Origin of the sequence: Cellulosimicrobium cellulans (assembly GCF_007679345.1) — a bacterium.
In the GTDB taxonomy this organism is placed as follows: domain Bacteria; phylum Actinomycetota; class Actinomycetes; order Actinomycetales; family Cellulomonadaceae; genus Cellulomonas; species Cellulomonas cellulans_A.
Genome location: NZ_VEGH01000009.1, coordinates 1 through 18,344, shown reverse-complemented (window position 1 = coordinate 18,344; position 18,344 = coordinate 1). Strand labels below are relative to the sequence as shown.

Here is an 18,344-nt window from a genome sequence, read left to right as displayed (position 1 = left end):
GGCGTGCCCGCCGTCGAGAAGAGCAGGTCGCGCCGTGTTCCGCCAGGTCCCCGTCCTCCCCGTCGTCGTCCCCCTGGCCGCGGCCGCCCTCGCGGTGCTGCTGGCCGTCCTCGCCCGACGCGGGCGGCTCACCGCGCCCCGGGCCGCCGTGGCCGTCGCGCTCTGCGTCTACGGGGCGGGGATCGTGGCGAACACGGTGTTCCCGATCTTCCTGGACAAGCCGCGCGCGCACGCGCCGTGGGACGGCCACCTCACGCTGGAGCTGCTCGTCGACTACGGGCTGGCCGACGCGCTCACGAACGTCGCCGTCTTCGTGCCCCTCGGGGTGCTGGTGCCGCTGCTCGTCGCGCGGGCGTCGTGGCCGCGCGTCGTGCTGGTGGCGGTGGCGGTCAGCCTCGGCATCGAGGTCAGCCAGCTGGTCACGGCCCACCTCCTCGGGGGCGGGCACCTCGCCGACGTGAACGACCTGCTGTTCAACGTCCTGGGCGGTGCGCTCGGCTACGGCCTGCTCCGCGCCGGCACGCGCGTCCCGCGGCTCGCGGCCCTGGTCGACCGGTTCCGCTGGTCCGACCCGGCTCCCGCCGACGCCCGCGCCGGCGGTGCGCGCGCCGCCGGTCCGGTCGTCGCGGCGGCCGCGCACCGGGACTAGACGGACCCGCCGACCCGCCGGCCCTTGCGCGCGTAGAGCGCCTCGTCCGCGCGGGCCAGCGCCGCGCGCACCGGCTCGTCGCCGTCGGCCTGCGCCACGCCGTGGCTCCACGTCGGGTCGCCCGCGGCGTGCCGCTGCCCGGCCGCGGCCACCCAGCCCTCCGCGGCCGCCGCGTCCCGGCCGGCGAGCACCACCGCGAACTCGTCGCCGCCGATCCGGCCGATGAGGTCACCGTCGCGGAGCCCGTCGCGCCACCCGCGCACCAGGCGGACCAGCACCTCGTCGCCGGCGGCGTGCCCGAGGGTGTCGTTGACGACCTTGAAGTCGTCGACGTCCAGGCACACCACCGACGCCGGCCTGCCGCGGCGGGCCGCGTCGTGCAGCAGCAGGGCGGCGCGCTCGTCGAACGCGGCGCGGGTCAGCGCCCCCGTCAGGTCGTCGGTGGTCGCGAGCAGCCGGAGGCGCTGGAGCAGGTACGTGACGAGGCCGCTCATCACGACGGTGGTCACCGCGAGGACGAGCCACGTGACCGGGCGGAACGGCACCGGGGAGGCGAGCATGGCGAGCCCCAGGACGACGACCACCAGCTCGAGCACCCGGCGCACCGTGCGCGGGTCGCCCAGCAGCGCCGCGGCCTGCCCGGCGACCACCAGCCCGAGGCTCGTCGTGACGACGCCCGCGAGGGTCTGGCAGCTCGCGACCAGCGCGCCGCCGATGCCGACCGCGACGACGAGCGCGGCGAGCGGGGCGCGCGGCCGGTCACGGAGCAGCAGCAGCGTCACGGCCAGCAGGGCGAGCGCCGCGGAACCCCCGTACCAGACCTCGACCAGCGTCAGCCGCGAGGGCGGCCACACGGCGCTGACCAGGCACAGCACCGCGCACAGCAGCAGGGCGCCGGCGGTGTGCGAGGCCGCGAGGAACAGGCGTGCCCCGTCGTTCGGGGGGCGGGTCCGCGCGCGCACACCCGACACCATCGGCGGCGCGCCCGTTCACCTGACCGGTGGGCCCGGGGACCACCCGTCCGGGCGAACGCGCGCGTCGCCGGGTGGCGGGGTCGCGCCCGCCCGGCGCCGCGTCGCGTCAGCCCACCGGGCGCAGGGTCCGCCAGCCGCGGTCCCGCGAGGCCGCGGCGGCGAGGATGCCGACGGCACCGCTGGGGCTGCGCAGCCGGCCGGCCAGCACGGCCTCGACCGCCTCGTCCAGCGGCACCCACACCGGGACCATGCCGGCCTCCTCGTCCTCGCGGGCGAACCGCTCGGCCTCGGGGACCTCGGACAGCCCGCGTGCCAGGTACACGAGGATGTGCTCGTTCGACCCGCCCGGGGAGTTCGCGAACTCGGCGAGCAGGTGCCAGTCCTCCGCGCGGAGGTCGGCCTCCTCCCCGAGCTCGCGGGCGGCGGTGACGTGCGGCGGCTCCCCGTCGACGTCGCGCAGCCCGGCCGGCGGCTCCCAGAGCTCGGCCCGGACCGGGTGCCGGTACTGCCGGAGCAGCAGCACCCGGTCGTCCTCGTCGAGCGCGATCACCGCGACGGCGCCGGGGTGGTCGACGAACTCCCGGACCACCTGCGAGTCGCCCAGGTCCACGGTCTCCGAGACCAGGTCCCAGATCTTCCCGTGGTGCAGGTCGGTGTGCTCGAGCACCGGCCGCACGGCGGGCCGGTCGGCCGGCCCGCCGTGCGGGTCACCGGTCGTCACGCGCGCGCCTTCGCCTTCGCCGAGACCGTCGCGCCCCGGGCCTCGAGGGCGGCCCGGATCAGGCCGGCGAACAGCGGGTGCGACCGGGTCGGCCGCGACTTGAACTCCGGGTGCGCCTGCGTCGAGACGTAGTACGGGTGCACCTCGCGCGGCAGCTCCACGAACTCGACCAGCGACGAGTCCGGGGAGACGCCGGAGATGACCAGGCCGGCCTCCTCCAGCTTGTCGCGGTACGCGTTGTTGACCTCGTACCGGTGCCGGTGCCGCTCGGTGACCCGCGTCGAGCCGTAGGCCTCGGCCGCGACCGAGCCCTCGGCCAGCACGGCCTCGTAGGAGCCCAGCCGCATCGTGCCGCCGAGGTCGCCCTCGCCGCCGACGATCGCGAGCTGCTCCGCCATGGTCGCCACGACCGGGTGCGCCGGGTCGGCGTCGAACTCGGACGACGACGCGCCGGCCAGGCCGAGCACGTTCCGGGCGTACTCGATGACCATCGTCTGCAGGCCGAGGCAGATGCCGAGCGTCGGCACCTTCGACTCGCGGGCCCAGCGCAGCGCGCCGAGCTTGCCCTCGATGCCGCGCACGCCGAACCCGCCCGGGACCAGCACCGCGTCCACGCCGCCGAGCGCGCGCTGCGCCCCCTCGGGGGTCTGGCAGTCGTCGGAGGGGACCCAGCGGATCTTCACCTTGGCGTCGTTGTGGAAGCCGCCGGCGCGCAGCGCCTCGGTCACCGACAGGTAGGCGTCCGGCAGGTCGATGTACTTGCCGACCAGCGCCACCTCGACGTGGTGCGCGGGCTGGTGCACGCGCTGCAGCAGCTCGTCCCAGCCGCTCCAGTCGACGTCGCGGAACTGCATGCCGAGCCGCTGCACGACGTAGGCGTCCAGGCCCTCGGCGTGGATGACCCGCGGGATGTCGTAGATGCTCGGCGCGTCGACGCAGGAGATGACGCCCTGGGTGTCGACGTCGCACATCAGCGCGATCTTCGCCTTGATCGACTGCGGGATCTCGCGGTCCGACCGCAGCACGATCGCGTCCGGCTGGATGCCGATGCTGCGCAGCGCGGCGACCGAGTGCTGGGTCGGCTTGGTCTTCAGCTCGCCCGACGGGCCGATGTACGGCACCAGCGAGACGTGCAGGAAGAACACGTTGTCCCGGCCGAGCTCGTGGCGGACCTGGCGGGCCGCCTCGAGGAACGGCTGCGACTCGATGTCGCCGACGGTGCCGCCGATCTCGGTGATGATGATGTCGACGTCGTCGGCGGCCTGCGACCGCATCCGCGCCTTGATCTCGTCGGTGATGTGCGGGATGACCTGGACGGTGTCGCCGAGGTACTCGCCGCGCCGCTCCTTCGCGATCACGTGCGAGTAGACCTGGCCGGTCGTGACGTTCGCGGAGCCGACCAGGTCGACGTCCAGGAACCGCTCGTAGTGACCGACGTCGAGGTCCGTCTCGGCGCCGTCCTCGGTGACGAAGACCTCGCCGTGCTGGAACGGGTTCATCGTTCCCGGGTCGACGTTGAGGTACGGGTCGAGCTTCTGCATCGTGACCCGCAGGCCACGGGAGCGGAGAAGTCGTCCCAGGCTGGAGGCGGTCAGGCCCTTGCCCAGTGAGGAGGCGACGCCTCCCGTGACGAAGATGTGCCGGGTCGTGGAGTCCGACCGCCCGGAGAGTCGATTTGCGCGCTCTGCCACGGGATTCCAGTGTACCCGAGACGCGCCGTCCCCGTGCGCCCCGCGCCGGTGACCCGTGCCACGGGCCTGCCGGCCCCGTCAGCGGGCGTAGGCCGCGTCCAGCTGGGTCAGGACGTCGGCGATCCCGGGGAGCGTCGCCGCCCGTGCCCGCGCGGCGTCGCGCAGCGCCGCCCGCCGGGCGTCGTCGCCGAGGACCCCGGTCAGCGCCTCCGCGAACGCCGCGGCGTCGCCGACCGGCACGAGCACCGCCGCGTCCCCGGTGACCTCGCGGGTGCCGCCCGCGTCCGTCACGACGAGCGCGGCGCCCAGCGCCAGCGCCTCCTGGACGGCGAGCGGCTGGCCCTCCCACACGGCGGTCGAGGCGACCACGTCCGCGGCCGCGAGCAGGTCCGCCACGTCCTCGCGGCGGCCCAGCAGGTCGACCGGCGCGTCCGCCTCGGCGACCCGCGCGCGCAGCCCGGCGAGCAGCGGACCGTCACCCGCCACGACCCAGCGCAGTCCGGGCCGGGTGCGTCCGGCGGCGGCCGCGGCGGCCACGAGGCTGTCCAGGCCCTTCTGCGGGGCGAGCCGGGCCACGGTGACGACGAGGTCCTCCCCCGGCGCCACGCCGAGACCGGCGCGGACGGCGTCCCGGTCCTGGCCGGGGGCGCGACGCGCGGGCGCCGGCACCAGCGCGCGCTCGGCGCGGCGGGCGCCCTGCGCGCGGGCCAGCGAGACGAGGTCGCCGGACACGCCCAGCACCACGTCGGCGCCGCGCGCGACCACCCGGCCGAGCACCGCCGACACGGCACGGATCGCCCGGCCGCCGACGGGCAGGTTGTGCAGCGTGACGACGACGCGCGGCCGCAACCCGCCGGGGTGCGGCCGCCCACGGACCGCCAGCACCGCGAGCGCGCCCGCGCGCAGCCCGTGCGCGTGCACCGCGTCGGCGTCCCGCGCCAGCGCGGCGAGGCGGGCCACGGCCCGCGCGTCGGAGGCGTGCGGGCGGTCGGCGATCTCCACCGCGGCGAAGCCGACGCCCTCGCCCGCGGCCACGGTCGGCGCCAGCGAGGACGGCCCCGCCACCAGGACGCGGTCACCGGCCGCCGCGAGCGCGGTCGACACCTGCTCGACGTGCCGGGCGACCCCTCCCGCGCTCGAGCCCAGCACCTGCAGCACGCGTCGGGTCATCGGCCCGCCTCCCGGGGTCGGTCGTCCGGGCCGGTGGCCGCGGGCCCGGCGCCCGGCGCCGGGGTGGTCGTGGGGGTGGTCGTCGGGGCCGCCGCGCCGTCGGCGTGCGCGTCGGGGTCCGTGCCCGGCACCAGGGCGTCCGCCGGGGGCTCGCCGGCGGCGGCGCCGGCGTCCGCGCCGCCGCCCGCGCCCCGCCGCAGCAGCCCCGTCAGCGTGGACCGGTCCAGCACCGCCACCGCACCCACCACGAGCACGACGACGACCGCCGCCCCGCCCGCGGCGGCGACGACCGCGCCCGGGACGCCGTCGGTCAGCGCCTGCGCCGCGTCCACCACCCACCGGCCGACGACGCCGGCGACGGCACCCGCCGCGACCAGCACCGCGAGGGTGCGGGTGAGGCCCGCGACCGCGTCGGCGCCCGCGGCCGCGCGCAGCACGGCGAGCAGCGCCACCCCGGCGACGACCATGCCGATCGTGTTGCCGAGCGACAGCGCGTGCAGCGTCGCGGCGGCGTCGCGGCCGCCCGGGACCAGCACCAGGCAGGCGACGAAGGACGCCGCGGCCACGGTCACCCAGCCGGCGCTGGCGGCGAGCACCGCCAGCCGGCCGCGCTCCAGCGCGTACAGCGCCCGGGACACGTGGAAGACGAGCGCGAAGCCGAGCAGCCCGGGCGCCACGAGCGTCAGCGCGTCGGAGACCGCGGCGATCAGCTCGGTGTTGCCGCGGCCGATCGCCCGGAACACCGCCGTCGCCGCGGGCGCGACCGCCACGAGCATCGCCGCGCCGGTGGCCCCGGCGACGAGCACGCCGCGGGTCGTCACCGCCGCGAGCGGGGCGTAGCCGGGCCGGCCCTCGCGCTGCGCGGCGGCGGCGAGCCGCGGGAACGTGCTGGTCGCGAGCGGCACCGCGAGCACGGCGTACGGCAGCAGGTAGGTGGGCTGCACCATCGTCTGCCAGGCCGACAGCGCGCCCTCGCCGCCGTAGGACTGGGCCAGCGTGATGGTGACGAGGACCGCGAGCTGCTGGGCGACGAGCGCCCCGATGCCGGCCAGCGCCAGCCCCCGCGCCCGGGCCGCGACGCCGGCGGGGAACCGCAGCGCGGGGCGCAGCCGCACGCCCGACCGCCAGACGGGCACGACCTGGCACAGGCCCATCGCGGCGACGCCGGCGGTGGTGCCCCAGGCCAGCAGGGCGGCGGCGCCGGCGGGGAGCACGGACGCCTCGCCCGCGCCGCCCGCGACACCCGCGTCGGCGAGCAGCCGCCCGTACCCGGCGTACGCGCCGATCACCACGAGGCTCGACAGCACCGGAGCGAACGCCGGCCAGAAGAACTTGCGCTGCGCCTGCAGGACGCCGGACAGCACCACGGCGAGCCCGTACAGCGGCAGCTGCACCGCGAACACCCGGACGAAGAACGTCACGAGGTCGCGCTCCGCCGCGGTGTCCACCCGGGACAGCGCGGCGATCGGCTCGGCCGCCAGGGCGAGCACGGCGCCGATCAGCACCAGCCCGCCCAGGGTCCAGCCGAGCATCGCGGAGGCGATCCGCGACACGTCGTCCCGCATGCCGCGGGCCAGGGGCCCGGCGATCACCGGGATCAGCGCGCCCGCCAGCGCCCCGCCCGCGGCGACCTCGAACAGCACGTTGGGCAGCGTGTTCGCCCAGTTGTAGGCGTCGCCGACGTCGGTGAGGCCGACCGCGTTCGTGAAGACCAGGTTCCGCGCGAAGCCCAGCAGCCGGCTGACGACCGTCACGGCCGAGATCAGGGCCGCGGCGCCCGCCAGACCGGACAGGACGGCCCGGCGGCTCACCGCCCGGGCACCCCGCCCGCGGCGGCGGCGTCGCCCGGCGACCCGCCGGGATCGTCGGGCGCGCCGGCCAGCGGGGCGCTGCCCGCGGCGGGCGCGTGCGCCGGCCGGCGCCCCCACGCGTCGAGCTCGCGCAGCACCGGCGTGCGGGCGATCACCTGCGTGAACGACACCTTCTCCGAGGCGACGGTCAGCGCGACCACGCCGGCCAGCAGCGCGAGCCGCACCGGCCGCGGGCAGCCCTGCACCGCGGCCGTGCCGAGCACCGCGCCGACGGCGTTCGCGCCGGAGTCGCCCAGCATGTCCCGCTCGCCCAGGTCCGCCGGCAGCTCGACGAGGGCAGCGCCCACCACCGCGGCCGACGTGGCCCCGCCACGGCCGCCCAGCAGCGCCGCCGGCGCGGCGGCGATCGTCGCCGCCTTCAGCGCGCGCCCGGGCCGCAGGTCGAGGAGGTTGACCAGGTTGGCGGTGGCGGCGATCAGCGCCCCGTCGACCGCGACGTCGGCGAGCCGGGCTGCGGCCGCGGCGCCGCGTCCGGCGGGCAGCCGGTCGTGCGGCCGGCTCAGCGCGGCGGCGACCAGCGCGCCCGCGCCGATGCCGAGCACCTTGAGCCCGCCCGTGGTGACCTCGCCGCGGGCGAGGGCGCCCAGGTGGCCGCGCAGCCCCTTGCGCACGGTGCCCTCGCGGTCCTCGGTCAGGTCGTCGACCAGCCCGAACGTCGCGGCGCTCGTCGTGGCGACCGCCAGCGCCGCGCCGTCCCGGACCGACGGCGCGCCGACCAGGCCGCCCGCCAGCACGCCCGCGGCGACCGCGGGCCCCCCGAGCAGGCTCACGGGCTCGCCGCGGTGGTTGGTGCGCTCCCAGCGGCGCGCGCCGCCGGGCGGCTCGTCGTCCAGCAGGCCGCGCACGACGGTCGTGGTGGCCCGGGCCGCGGCGGCCGCGGCCAGGCGGCGGGCGATGCTCACCCCTGCGCCCCCTCGTCGGCGGCGCCGTCGCCCGCGTCGCCCGTGACGTCGCCGGCGGCGTCGCCCGCGCCCGCGTCCCCGGTCGCGACCGGCGTGCGGTCCGGCGGGGTCAGCGTCGTCGCGGTGGGCACCGTCGTGAGGTCGCCCCCGCGGCCGTAGTGCCCGTTGGTGCCGCCGATCCGCGCGTTCAGCGCGAGCGGGACCGACACCTGGCCGGCGGACGTGTCGCCGTCGCTGACCGTGGTCAGCGCCTCGGCAGCCGAGTCGTCGCCGAGGATCGTGGCGACCAGCGTGCCGTCCGCGACCGGGCCGTCCACGACGACCGCGCCCTCGGACCGGGACTGCGCGACGCGGGCCAGCGCGATCTGCGACTGCAGCACAGCGGCGGCCTCGTCGGCGTCCGGGGTCGCGTCGGTGGCGACCGCGTCCGGCGCGACGGTCGGCGCGACCAGCACGATCGCGTCGGCCGGCTGGGTGATCTCGCCCTCGACGGTCACGAGCGGCGAGTCGCCGGAGGTCATGAACTCGAGCAGCGTCGCCGCGTCCGCGCCGAGCGCGTCGGGGTTGGCGGGGTCGGCGCCGGTGAGGCCCTGGACGAGCGCCTCGGACAGCGAGGTGTCCGCGGTGGCGTCGTCGGCGGGCTGGGGGTCGAGGTAGCTGGAGATGTTGCCGACGAGCGCCTGGCGGAACGACCGCAGGTCGGTGGACGACCACGCGTCGTTGAGCGCCACGTTCGCGCTCACGGTGGCGCCGGCGCCGGTCAGCTGGCCCTCGATCGCGGCCAGCGCGTCGCCGTCGACCGTGCCGAGCGCGACCACGGCCACGCGGCGGTCGGCCAGCGTGCCCGCGACGAGCTCCGCGCCGGCGGCCTCGACGAACGCGTCGGACGCGGCGAGATCGGAGCCCGCGTCGTCCAGGTCCGAGCGCAGCTGGTCCCGCTCGCTGCGCAGCTGGTCCACCTGCCCGGTGAGCGTGTTGCCGATCGTCTCCTCGAGCGGGCCCGCGCCGAGGGCGATGCCCACCGCGAGCGCGAGGAACACCGAGATCAGCGAGACGAGGTGGTAGCGGAAGTCGATCACAGGGAGAGCTCTCGATCGGGTGCCGGCGCGTGCGCGGCACGGGAGGTGGCGGGTCGGGGCGTGGCGGCGCGCGTCATGACGACCCGCCGAACAGCGACCCGAGCCAGTAGACGAAGTCGTCCCAGCGCGCCGCGGTCAGCCCGATCAGGGTCTGGCCGGCGGTCGTCGACGCCAGGGCCACGCCGAGCGCCAGCAGGCCCGCGAGCACGAGCAGCGTCAGCTGGAGGTTGGAGATCCGGTTCCGGTACAGCCGGGACACGCCCTTGGCGTCGACCAGCTTGCTGCCGACCCGGAGCCGGGTGAGGAACGTGGAGGCCATGCCGGAGCGGCCCTTGTCCAGGAACTCGACGAGGGTGGCGTGCGTGCCGACCGCCACGATGAGCTCGGCGCCCTTGTCGTCGGCCAGCAGCATCGCGACGTCCTCGCTGGTGCCGGTCGCCGGGAACACGATGTGCGGCACGCCGAGCTGGTCGACGCGCGCCAGGCCCGGCGCGCGGCCGTCGCGGTAGGCGTGCACGACGATCTCGGCGCCGCAGCGCAGCGCGCGGTCGGACACCGAGTCCATGTCGCCGACGATCATGTCGGGCGTCCACCCGGCCTCGAGGATCGCGTCCGCGCCGCCGTCCACGCCGACGAGCACCGGGCGGTACTCGCGGATGTACGGCCGCAGCGTGACCAGGTCCTCCTTGTAGTGGTACCCGCGCACCACGATGAGCACCTGCCGGCCCTCGATCTGCGTCGTGATGTCCGGCACGCCCACGCCGTCCAGCAGCAGGTCGCGCTCCCGGCGCAGGTAGTCCATCGTGTTCGCGGCGAACGACTCGAGCTGGACCGACAGCCCCTCGCGCGCGGCGGCCTGGTCGGTCGCCACGGTCTGCTCGGTCTGCACGGTGCCCTCGGCGACCAGCGTGTCGCCGTCGTACACCGCGCCGTTCTCGACGCGGAGCGTGCGGCCCTCGCGCAGGGTCATCACGTCGGGGCCGAGGTCGTCGACGAGCGGGATGCCGGCGGACACCAGGATGTCCGGGCCGAGGTTCGGGTACCGGCCGGACGTCGAGCGCGCGGCGTTGAGCACCGCGGCCGGTTTGCAGGCGGCGAGCGCCTCGGCCGACACCCGGTCGATGTCGACGTGGTCGATCACGGCGATCTCACCCGGACGCAGGCGCTTGGTCAGCGACTTGGTGCGGGGGTCGACCCGGGCGGGGCCGACGAGCTCGCCCCCGGGGGACGCGGCGGAGCGCTTACGCGAGGGCAGGAGTTTCATCGCCGTTCATCGTGCCAGATCCGCCAGCTCCAGGAGCTCCGCCGCGTGCGCGCGCGCCGTACCGGATTCCTCCTGGCCGGACAGCATCCGGGCCAGCTCGCGGACCCGGTCCTCCCCGACCACCTCCGCCACGCCGGACGCCGTGATGGCGCCGTCCCGCGACTTGGTGACCACCAGGTGCCGGTCGGCGAACGCGGCGACCTGGGCCAGGTGCGTCACCACCAGGACCTGCGAACCCCGCGCCAGGGCCGCCAGCCGGCGCCCCACCTCGGTCGCGGCGCGGCCGCCGACGCCGGCGTCCACCTCGTCGAACACGAACGTCCCGGGGGTGTGCTCGCCCCGGTCGGGCGACGTGGCGAGGGCCACCTCGAGCGCCAGCATCACGCGGGAGAGCTCGCCGCCGGACGCGCCCTTGCCCAGCGGCCGGCCCGGCGCGCCGGGGTGCGGCACCAGGAGCATCTCCACGACATCTCCACCGTGCGGGCCCGGCTCGGGCGCAGCCTCGACCCGGACGGTCAGGCTCGCGCCGCCCATCGCCAGCCCGGCGAGCTCCGCGGAGACGGTCGCGGCGAGCCGCTCGGCGGCCTCGCGCCGGGCCGCGCCGATCCGCCCCGCGAGCTCCGCGAGCCGCGCGTCCAGGGCGTCCCGCTCCGCCGTCAGCTCGGCGACCTTCTCGTCGCCGTCGCCGATGTCGAGCAGCCGGCGGCCGCTCTCGTCGGCCCAGCGCAGCACCGCGTCGACGTCCTCGCCGTAGGACCGGGTCAGGGACGCGAGCTCGGCGCGCCGGGTCTGGGCGGCGTCCAGGCGCAGCGGGTCGGCCTGCAGGTCCTGGAGGTAGGAGGACAGCTCGGTGGCGGCGTCCGCCAGCAGGTAGCCGGCCTCCGCCACCCGGTCCCGCAGCTCGGCCAGCCGGGCGTCGTGCGCGCCGGCGCCGTCCAGCAGCCGCCGGGCGTGCTCGACCAGCGCCCCGGCGTTCGCGGCCTCGTCGCCGGCGTCCTCGTCGCCGAGGAGCGCCGCGTGCGCGCCCGAGGCGGCGGCGCGGAGGTCCTCCGCGTGCTCCAGGCGCTCGATCTCCCGCCCCAGCTCGACGTCCTCCCCGGGCTGCGGGTCGATCCGCTCGACCTCCGCCAGCCCGAGCCGCAGGAGCTCGGCCTCGCGGGCGAGGTCCTGGCGCCGCGCCGTGAGGTCGTCGATCGTCGCCTGCAGCCGGCCGCGCTCCGCCCACGCCTGCCGGTACTCCGCGAGCAGGGCGCCGTGCGCCGCGCCAGCGAACGCGTCGAGGGCCTCGCGCTGGTGCTGCGGCGAGCGCAGGCGCGCCTGGTCCTGCTGCCCGTGCACCGTGATGAGCTGCTCCGCGAGCTCGCCCAGCACCGCCTGCGGCACGGAGCGGCCGCCGAGGTGCGCGCGGGACCGGCCCGAGGACCCGTCCGTCGCGGCCTGCACCGTCCGGACCAGCAGGAGCCCGCCGTCGTCGTCCACCGCGGCCCCGGCCTCCTCGGCCCGCTCCAGCACCGGCGAGCCCTCCGGCACGACCACCCGGCCCTCGACGACCGCCGTGCTGGCGCCGGTGCGCACCGTCGCCGGGTCGGCCTTGCCGCCGAGCAGCAGGTTCAGCCCGGTCAGCACCATCGTCTTGCCCGCGCCGGTCTCCCCGGTCAGGACGGTCAGCCCCGGGTGCAGCCGGATCTGGGCGCCGGTGATGACGCCCAGGTCGCTGATCGTGATCTCCTCGAACACGCGCGCGTCCGCTCCTCAGTCCTCGTCGGCCGGCGCGCGGGTGGCGCCGGTCCCCCGGTCGCGCCCCGGGATCTCCGGCGCGCGGCCCCGCCATCCGACCACGGGGAGCCCGAACTTGTTCACCAGCCGGTCCGTGAACGGCGCCGGGGTCAGCCGGGCCAGCCTGACCGGGACCGGCGACCGGCGCACCTCGACGCGCGAGCCGGCCGGCACCTCGATGTGCCGGCGGCCGTCGCAGACCAGCACCGCCGCCGAGGGCGACCGCGTCAGCACCTCGACCGCGACGACGCTGCGCGGGCCGACCACCAGCGGGCGCGCGAACAGCGCGTGCGCCGACAGCGGCACCACGATCAGGCTGTCGACCTCGGGCCACACGACGGGCCCGCCCGCCGAGAACGCGTGCGCGGTCGACCCGGTCGACGTCGCCAGCACGACGCCGTCGCAGCCGAAGCTCGACAGCGGGCGGTCGTCCACCTCGAGCACGACCTCGACCATCCGGGCCGGCTCGGCCTTCTCCAGCGCCGCCTCGTTCAGCGCCCAGCCCGTCACCGGGTCCCGGCGCCCGGGCACCTGGACCTGCACCTGGAGCGTCGTGCGCTCCTCGACGGTGTAGTCCCCCGCCGCGATCCGGCGCACCGCCTCCTTGATGTCGTCCCGCTCGCTCTCCGCGAGGAAGCCCACGTGGCCCAGGTTGATCCCCAGCAGCGGCACGCCGGCGCCGCGCGCGAGCTCGGCGGCGCGCAGGATCGTGCCGTCACCGCCGAGGATCATCGCCAGCTCGATGTCGTGGAACGCCATGCCGGGCACGTCCTCGCCCGCGAGCACCGGCGTGAAGCCGGCGGCCTCCAGGGCCGCGGCGGCCTCCTCGGTCGCCGTGACCGCCTCGGCCCGCCCGCTGTGCGTGACGACCAGGACCCGCCTGCTGGTCATGCGCCCTCCTCCTGCTCGGTGACGACGGCACGGACCCGGGCCGCGAGGGCGTCGCCGGTGAGGACGTCGCCGGTGGGCCCGGTGCGCTGCGTGCCGGCGCGCTCGGTCCTGCGGCGCAGCCGCAGGAAGTACTCCACGTTGCCGCTCGGGCCCGGCAGCGGGCTGCGCGCCACGCCGAGCACCTCCAGACCCAGCTCCTGCGCGACCGCCGCGACGGCCAGCACCGCCTCCGCGCGCTGGTCCGCGCTGCGCACGACGCCACCGGAGCCGAGGCGCTCGCGCCCCACCTCGAACTGCGGCTTCACCATCAGCAGCAGGTCGGCGCCCGGCGCGGCCACCGCGGCCAGCGCGGGCAGCACCAGGGTCAGCGAGATGAACGACAGGTCGGCCACCACGAGCCCGGGGGCCGGGGCCACGTCGGCCGGGGTCAGGTACCGCACGTTGACGCCCTCGCGCGCCTCGACCCGCGGGTCGGTGCGCAGCCGGTCGACCAGCTGGTCGTGCCCGACGTCCAGCGCCAGCACCCGGCGGGCGCCGCGGCGCAGCAGCACGTCGGTGAACCCGCCCGTGCTGGCGCCGGCGTCCAGGCAGTCCCGGCCCTCGACCACCACGTCGCCGAACGCGTCGAGGGCCCCCAGCAGCTTGTGCGCGCCGCGGGACGCCCAGTCGTCGCCGGGACCGTCCGCTCCCGGCTCGACGCGCGCGTGCTGGCCGTCGCCCAGCGGGGCGGCCGGACGGCGCACGGGCGCGCCGTCGATCGTCACCCGGCCCGCGGCGATGAGCTCGGCCGCGTGCTTCCGCGACCGGGCGAGCCCGTCACGGACCAGGGCGGCGTCGACGCGCGTCGGCACCCGCCTCAGCCCTCCGCGTCGGCGAGCCGGTCCTGCAGGGCCGCGTGCACGGCGTCGAACACGGCGAGCTGCTCGCGCAGGGTGAGCTCGGTGACCTCGGTCAGGCGCACGACCGCCTGGTCGACCGCCTGGTCGCCCGTCGGCTCCACGGCTCCACTCCCCACTCCGCCCGCGGCGGCTGCCGCCAGCCCGCGACGGACCGGCCTGCTGGCCCCGTCGCGTCCCCCGGCTGGTCCCACGTCTGCTGTGTGTGCACCCCTGCGCTGCCGGCCAGGTTACCGGCCGGCGACCGCCCCCGCGGCGTCCTCGGGGGTGACACGCAGGTCGGGCACGGTGGACTCGTCCAGCGCGTCGCCCGCGTCGACCGCCGCCCAGGCCGCCGCGCACGCCGCGCGCACCAGGTCGACGCCCGCTGGCGCGTCCCCGCCGAGCTCCAGCCGGCCCGCCGTCACACGGGCGGCCGCCCCGCCGCACGCCCACCAGCCCTCGGCCGCCGGCTCCGGCTCCGGGTGCGGGACCAGCAGGCCGCCGAGGTCGGCCGCGATGTAGTGCGGCCGCAGACCCGCGGGGGCCAGGACGTCGTCGCGCGCGGTGCTGACGCCGGTGAGCACGTGCAGCCCCGCGAACCCGCCCGTCCGGGCGCCCGCCAGGTCGGTGTCCAGCCGGTCGCCGACGACCAGCGCCGCCCGGGCGCCGTGCCGCTCGACCGCGATCTCGTACATCGTCGACGCCGGCTTGCCCGCGCTGTCCGGGACCACGCCCGTCGCCGCCTGCACCGCCCCGACGAGCGCGCCGTTGCCCGGCGCGAAGCCCCGGGCGGTCGGCAGGCTCTTGTCGAGGTTGCTCGCGACGAACCACGCGCCGCCCGCCACCGCGTACGCGGCCTCGGCGAGCTGCGCCCAGCCCAGCTCCGGGGCGAAGCCCTGGGCGACGGCCTCCGGGTGCTCGTCCGCGGACGTGACGACCTCGAAGCCCGCCTCGCGCACCGCGGTGACCAGGCCCGCGCCGCCGACCACCAGGACCTTCGCGCCCGGCCGCAGGCGGGTCGCCAGCAGCGCCGCGCAGGCCTGCGCCGCCGTCAGCACGTCGCCCGGCTGCGTCGGGATGTCCAGCGAGGTGAGCTGGTCGGCGACCGACTCCGGCTCGCGCGAGGCGTTGTTGGTCACGAACACCAGGCGCATGCCGGCCGCGCGGGCGCCCGCGAGCCCGGCGGCGGCGCCGTCGATGGGCTCGTGGCCGCGGTACGCGACGCCGTCCAGGTCGACCAGGGCCAGGTCGTAGCGCTCGGCCAGCGGGGTGTCGCTGCCGAGGAGCCGTGCGGGGGTCACTCGTCCTCCGTGTCCTCGTCGCCCACGGGGGCGGCGCTGGGGGTGTCGGGGGTGTCGTCGTTCTCGGCGTCGTCGTCGGACCCGGCGTCGGGGGCGGCCGCGTCGAGGTCCGCCGCGTCGGACTCGTCGAGCTCGCCGTCCGCGATCTCCGCGTCGTCCTCGTCGAGGTCGAACACCACGACGTCGTCGTCCTCGTCCGCGCCCTGCACCTGCGCCAGCAGCGCGGCGGGCACCGTCGCCTCGGCCTCGTCGGCCTCGGCGCCACGACCCGCGGCGCGCAGGGCGTCCGCCCGGGCCTGCACCACGCGCGCCGCGAGCAGCGTGCGCACCGGGCCCGAGCCGACGCCGGACAGCGCGGCGATCGCGGCGTCCGGGTCGCCCATGTCGAGACGCGCCCCGCTGACCACCATCGCCAGCTCGGCCCGCGTCGTCGGGTCCAGGTCCTCGGCCTCCGGGGACGCCGCCAGGGCGATCGCGCGCTCCGGCCGTCCGAGGCCGCGCTCGCAGTCCGCCATCACGGCCAGGTGCTCCGACGAGCCGTTCAGCCGCCGCACGGTGCGCAGCTCGCGCAGCGCCTCGGCGAACCGACCGGTCCGGTACGCCGCCAGGCCCGCCGCCTCGCGCACCACGTCCACCCGGCCGCCGTGCCGCACCGCCGCCTGGGCGTGCTCGTAGGCGAGCTCGGGGTCCTCGTCGATGAGCCGGCCCGCCATCACCAGGTGCCGGCCCACCGCCCACGCGTTGTCCTTGCTCAGCGTGCGCAGGCGCGCCCGGACCTCGCGGTCGAGCATGCTGAACTCGACGTCCTCGGGGATCTCCGGGCCGTACTCGCGCACCGACTGCGGCGGGCGGCTCGGGCGACGGTCGTCGCCCTCGCGGTGCGGCGAGCGGTCGCCGCGGTAGGCACCGCGCTCGTCACGGTGCCCGCCGCGCTCGTCACGCTGGTGGCCGCCGCGGTCGTCCCGGCGGTAGCCGCCGGACGCGCCCTGGCCCCCGTCACGACCGCCGCGGTAGCCCCCACGGTCCTCACGCTGGTAGCCGCCACGCTCGCCCCGGTCGTCCCGGCGGTACCCGCCGGACGCGCCCTGGCCCCCGTCGCGACCGCCGCGGTACCCGCCGCGGTCATCACGCGGGGAACCCCCGCGCTCGGCCCGGTCGTCCCGGCGATACCCGCCGCGGTCCTGACCCTGTGCGCCGCCGCGGTCGTCACGCCGGTAGCCGCCGCGGTCCTGACCCTGTGTGCCGCCGCGGTCGTCACGCCGGTAGCCGCCGCGCTCGCCGAGGGCCGACGACCCGCCGTCACGGCCGCGGTAGCCACCGCCCTGCTGCCCGCCGCGGTCCGAGCGGTAGCCGCCCCGGTCGCCGCCGGCCGCACCCGCGCCGCCGTCGCGCCCGCCGCGGTAGCCACCGCGGTCATCGCGCTGGGGCCCGCCGCGGTCGTCCCGGCGGTACCCGCCGCGCTCGGCGCCGGGCGCGCCCGAGTCACGTCCCCCGCGGTAGCCCCCGCGGTCCTCGCGCTGGTAGCCGCCACGGTCCGACCCAGCAGGACGATCGCCGCGGTACCCGCCGCGCTCGCCGCCCGGGCGCTCGCCGCGGGCGGGACCGCCGGGACGCGAGGTGCCGCGGTCGGAGCGGAAGCCGCCCGCCCGCTCGCCGCCCTCGGCGTCGCGCCGGTAGCTACCCGCGCGCGGGGCGGAGCGGTCGTAGCCGCCGGAGCGCTGGCCGCCCTGCTCGCCGCCGCGGCCGTATCCGCCCTCGCGACGCTCGCCGCGGTAGCCACCGCGCTCGCCGTCCCGCGCGGCGCCCCGGTCGGACCGGTAGCCGCCGCTGCGGTCCGCGGAGGACCCGCCGGAGCGCTCGGGACGGGACCCACCCCGGTCCGGGCGGAAGCCACCGCGGTCCGAGCCGGAGTCACCGCGGTCGGAGCGCGCACTGCCGCGGTCCGCGCCGTATCCGCCGGATCGCCGCCCGTCCCGCGCCGGACCCCGGTCCGCGCCGTACCCACCGGACCGCCCCCCGTCACGCGCCGGACCCCGGTCCGCGCCGTACCCACCGGTGCGCTCGCCGCCGCTGCGGCCGGCACCGCGCCGGTCACCCGACGAACGGCTGTCGCGCGCGCCGCCCTCGGCACGCTGGCCTCCGGCCGGCCGACGGTCGCCGGCGTAGCCGCGGCCGCCCTCGTCCCGACGGTCCGTGCGCGCGTCGCGCTCGCCTCCGCGGGCAGAGCTCCCCCGCGCGCCGGCTGTGCCGCTCTGCTCGACGGCCGAACGCCAGCCGCGCTCATCGCCTCCGCTGCGCCGCTGACCCGCGACCCGAGGGGTGCGCGCCGGGCGCTCGTCGCCGCCGGTGCGCGCCGCGCCCCGGTTGCCGTACCGACCGACGCCGCCGCTGCGGCGCCCGCCCTCGTCCGCCGAACGCGTCCCGCGCTCGTCGCTGCTCATGTCCCGCTGCTCCTCATGTTCGACCGCCGACCATGGTCTCATCCGCGACCCGAAGACCTCGCATCGGGCGAGCACCACAGCCGCCGCAGCACACCACGGACCCCCCGTCACCTGCGCGCACGGCCGAGTCCCCACGTGCTGCCACCGACTCTCCGGAACCGGACTCCGGACACGCACCCGAACACAGGCACGCGCCGGAGACTCGGCGCGGCGCACGCACGCACGCACGCCCGACGCACGGAGACGTTCGCACCCGCGCGCACCCGGTGCGGGGGTCAGATCGTGCCTCTGTCGTGGGAGCGACGTGAGCTCCCGCACGGTGACGATGGCGCTTCGACCAGCCACGCCGGACGAGAGCGTCGAACGCGCATGCGGGACAAGTGCGCCGTAGGCCCAAGGGTGCGAGCGCGCGGCTGCGCCACGTGCACGGTGAAGCCATGGCAGCCACCACGCCGAGGGGGCGGCAGATGCTGCCATGAGTCCTTGGAAGACAGCATCTTCCGCGGGCTCGGCGACTGCGGCGCGCGCATGCGGGCGGCGCGCCGTGCGTCTCAGGCAGCGCTCATCTCGAACGCGGCCCAGGGAGGCGCCCGCGCAGGTGCACGGGGGTACCGGGAAACAGAAAGAGCCACCCCCGGAGGGGTGGCTCTTTCTGAAATGATGTCCGGCGGCGTCCTACTCTCCCACACCCTGGCGAGTGCAGTACCATCGGCGCTGAAGGGCTTAGCTTCCGGGT

At 77.5% G+C, this 18,344-nt stretch carries 15 protein-coding genes; 1 reads left to right on the top strand and 14 read right to left on the bottom strand.

Annotation, left to right across the window (positions count from 1 at the left end; translation table 11 throughout):
* The first annotated feature begins 34 nt into the window (after positions 1-34).
* Positions 35-649: a VanZ family protein gene (locus FS882_RS13095; RefSeq protein WP_158373503.1), complete on the top strand. Its 615-nt coding sequence runs from the start codon at positions 35-37 to the stop codon at positions 647-649.
* Here FS882_RS13095 and FS882_RS13090 read toward each other — a convergent pair.
* The 14 genes from FS882_RS13090 to FS882_RS13030 form a co-directional block, all read right to left on the bottom strand.
* Positions 646-1,611 carry a GGDEF domain-containing protein gene (locus tag FS882_RS13090; protein ID WP_158373502.1) on the bottom strand — a complete coding sequence of 322 codons (966 nt, stop codon included), beginning with the start codon at positions 1,609-1,611 and terminating at the stop codon, positions 646-648. The two genes, FS882_RS13095 and FS882_RS13090, sit on opposite strands and share 4 nt — an antisense overlap.
* Before the next feature lie 118 nt (positions 1,612-1,729).
* On the bottom strand, positions 1,730-2,344 hold the full coding sequence (locus tag FS882_RS13085) for an NUDIX domain-containing protein (protein WP_158373501.1): 615 nt from the start codon (positions 2,342-2,344) through the stop codon (positions 1,730-1,732).
* The gene (locus FS882_RS13080; RefSeq protein WP_158373500.1) at positions 2,341-4,035 is read right to left on the bottom strand and encodes a CTP synthase; all 1,695 of its coding nucleotides are present in this window, start codon (positions 4,033-4,035) and stop codon (positions 2,341-2,343) included. The genes FS882_RS13085 and FS882_RS13080 overlap by 4 nt, the downstream gene beginning before the upstream one ends.
* A gap of 78 nt (positions 4,036-4,113) precedes the next feature.
* Entirely contained in the window at positions 4,114-5,205 is a 1,092-nt protein-coding gene (locus FS882_RS13075; protein WP_158373499.1) for a glycosyltransferase family 4 protein, read from the bottom strand.
* Positions 5,202-7,016 carry a murein biosynthesis integral membrane protein MurJ gene (gene murJ / locus FS882_RS13070; protein ID WP_158373498.1) on the bottom strand — a complete coding sequence of 605 codons (1,815 nt, stop codon included), beginning with the start codon at positions 7,014-7,016 and terminating at the stop codon, positions 5,202-5,204. The genes FS882_RS13075 and murJ overlap by 4 nt, the downstream gene beginning before the upstream one ends.
* Positions 7,013-7,978: a hypothetical protein gene (locus FS882_RS13065; RefSeq protein ID WP_262348284.1), complete on the bottom strand. Its 966-nt coding sequence runs from the start codon at positions 7,976-7,978 to the stop codon at positions 7,013-7,015. The genes murJ and FS882_RS13065 overlap by 4 nt, the downstream gene beginning before the upstream one ends.
* Complete coding sequence (locus FS882_RS13060) at positions 7,975-9,057, bottom strand: copper transporter (RefSeq protein WP_158373497.1); 1,083 nt, start codon at positions 9,055-9,057, stop codon at positions 7,975-7,977. The genes FS882_RS13065 and FS882_RS13060 overlap by 4 nt, the downstream gene beginning before the upstream one ends.
* 73 nt (positions 9,058-9,130) lie before the next feature.
* Positions 9,131-10,321 carry a putative cytokinetic ring protein SteA gene (steA, locus tag FS882_RS13055; protein ID WP_158373496.1) on the bottom strand — a complete coding sequence of 397 codons (1,191 nt, stop codon included), beginning with the start codon at positions 10,319-10,321 and terminating at the stop codon, positions 9,131-9,133.
* Between the two features lie 6 nt (positions 10,322-10,327).
* Positions 10,328-12,058 carry a DNA repair protein RecN gene (gene recN / locus FS882_RS13050; protein WP_158373495.1) on the bottom strand — a complete coding sequence of 577 codons (1,731 nt, stop codon included), beginning with the start codon at positions 12,056-12,058 and terminating at the stop codon, positions 10,328-10,330.
* A 15-nt stretch (positions 12,059-12,073) separates the two neighbouring features.
* Entirely contained in the window at positions 12,074-12,988 is a 915-nt protein-coding gene (locus FS882_RS13045) for an NAD kinase (RefSeq protein ID WP_154730485.1), read from the bottom strand.
* Positions 12,985-13,839, bottom strand: a complete 855-nt coding sequence (locus FS882_RS13040) for a TlyA family RNA methyltransferase (protein WP_187365295.1) — start codon at positions 13,837-13,839, stop codon at positions 12,985-12,987. The genes FS882_RS13045 and FS882_RS13040 overlap by 4 nt, the downstream gene beginning before the upstream one ends.
* Before the next feature lie 5 nt (positions 13,840-13,844).
* Positions 13,845-13,988 carry a hypothetical protein gene (locus FS882_RS21030; protein ID WP_187365301.1) on the bottom strand — a complete coding sequence of 48 codons (144 nt, stop codon included), beginning with the start codon at positions 13,986-13,988 and terminating at the stop codon, positions 13,845-13,847.
* Between the two features lie 126 nt (positions 13,989-14,114).
* The gene (locus FS882_RS13035) at positions 14,115-15,167 is read right to left on the bottom strand and encodes an HAD-IIA family hydrolase (RefSeq protein WP_158373494.1); all 1,053 of its coding nucleotides are present in this window, start codon (positions 15,165-15,167) and stop codon (positions 14,115-14,117) included.
* The gene (locus FS882_RS13030) at positions 15,164-16,003 is read right to left on the bottom strand and encodes a hypothetical protein (RefSeq protein ID WP_187365294.1); all 840 of its coding nucleotides are present in this window, start codon (positions 16,001-16,003) and stop codon (positions 15,164-15,166) included. The genes FS882_RS13035 and FS882_RS13030 overlap by 4 nt, the downstream gene beginning before the upstream one ends.
* Between the last annotated feature and the right edge of the window lie 2,341 nt (positions 16,004-18,344).

Bases quoted from the DNA above. Each gene is read 5' to 3' on its own strand.
- FS882_RS13075 (WP_158373499.1), bottom strand. From the start codon at position 5,205: ATGACCCGACGCGTGCTGCAGGTGCTGGGCTCGAGCGCGGGAGGGGTC.
- FS882_RS13045 (WP_154730485.1), bottom strand. From the start codon at position 12,988: ATGACCAGCAGGCGGGTCCTGGTCGTCACGCACAGCGGGCGGGCCGAG.
- steA (WP_158373496.1), bottom strand. From the start codon at position 10,321: ATGAAACTCCTGCCCTCGCGTAAGCGCTCCGCCGCGTCCCCCGGGGGC.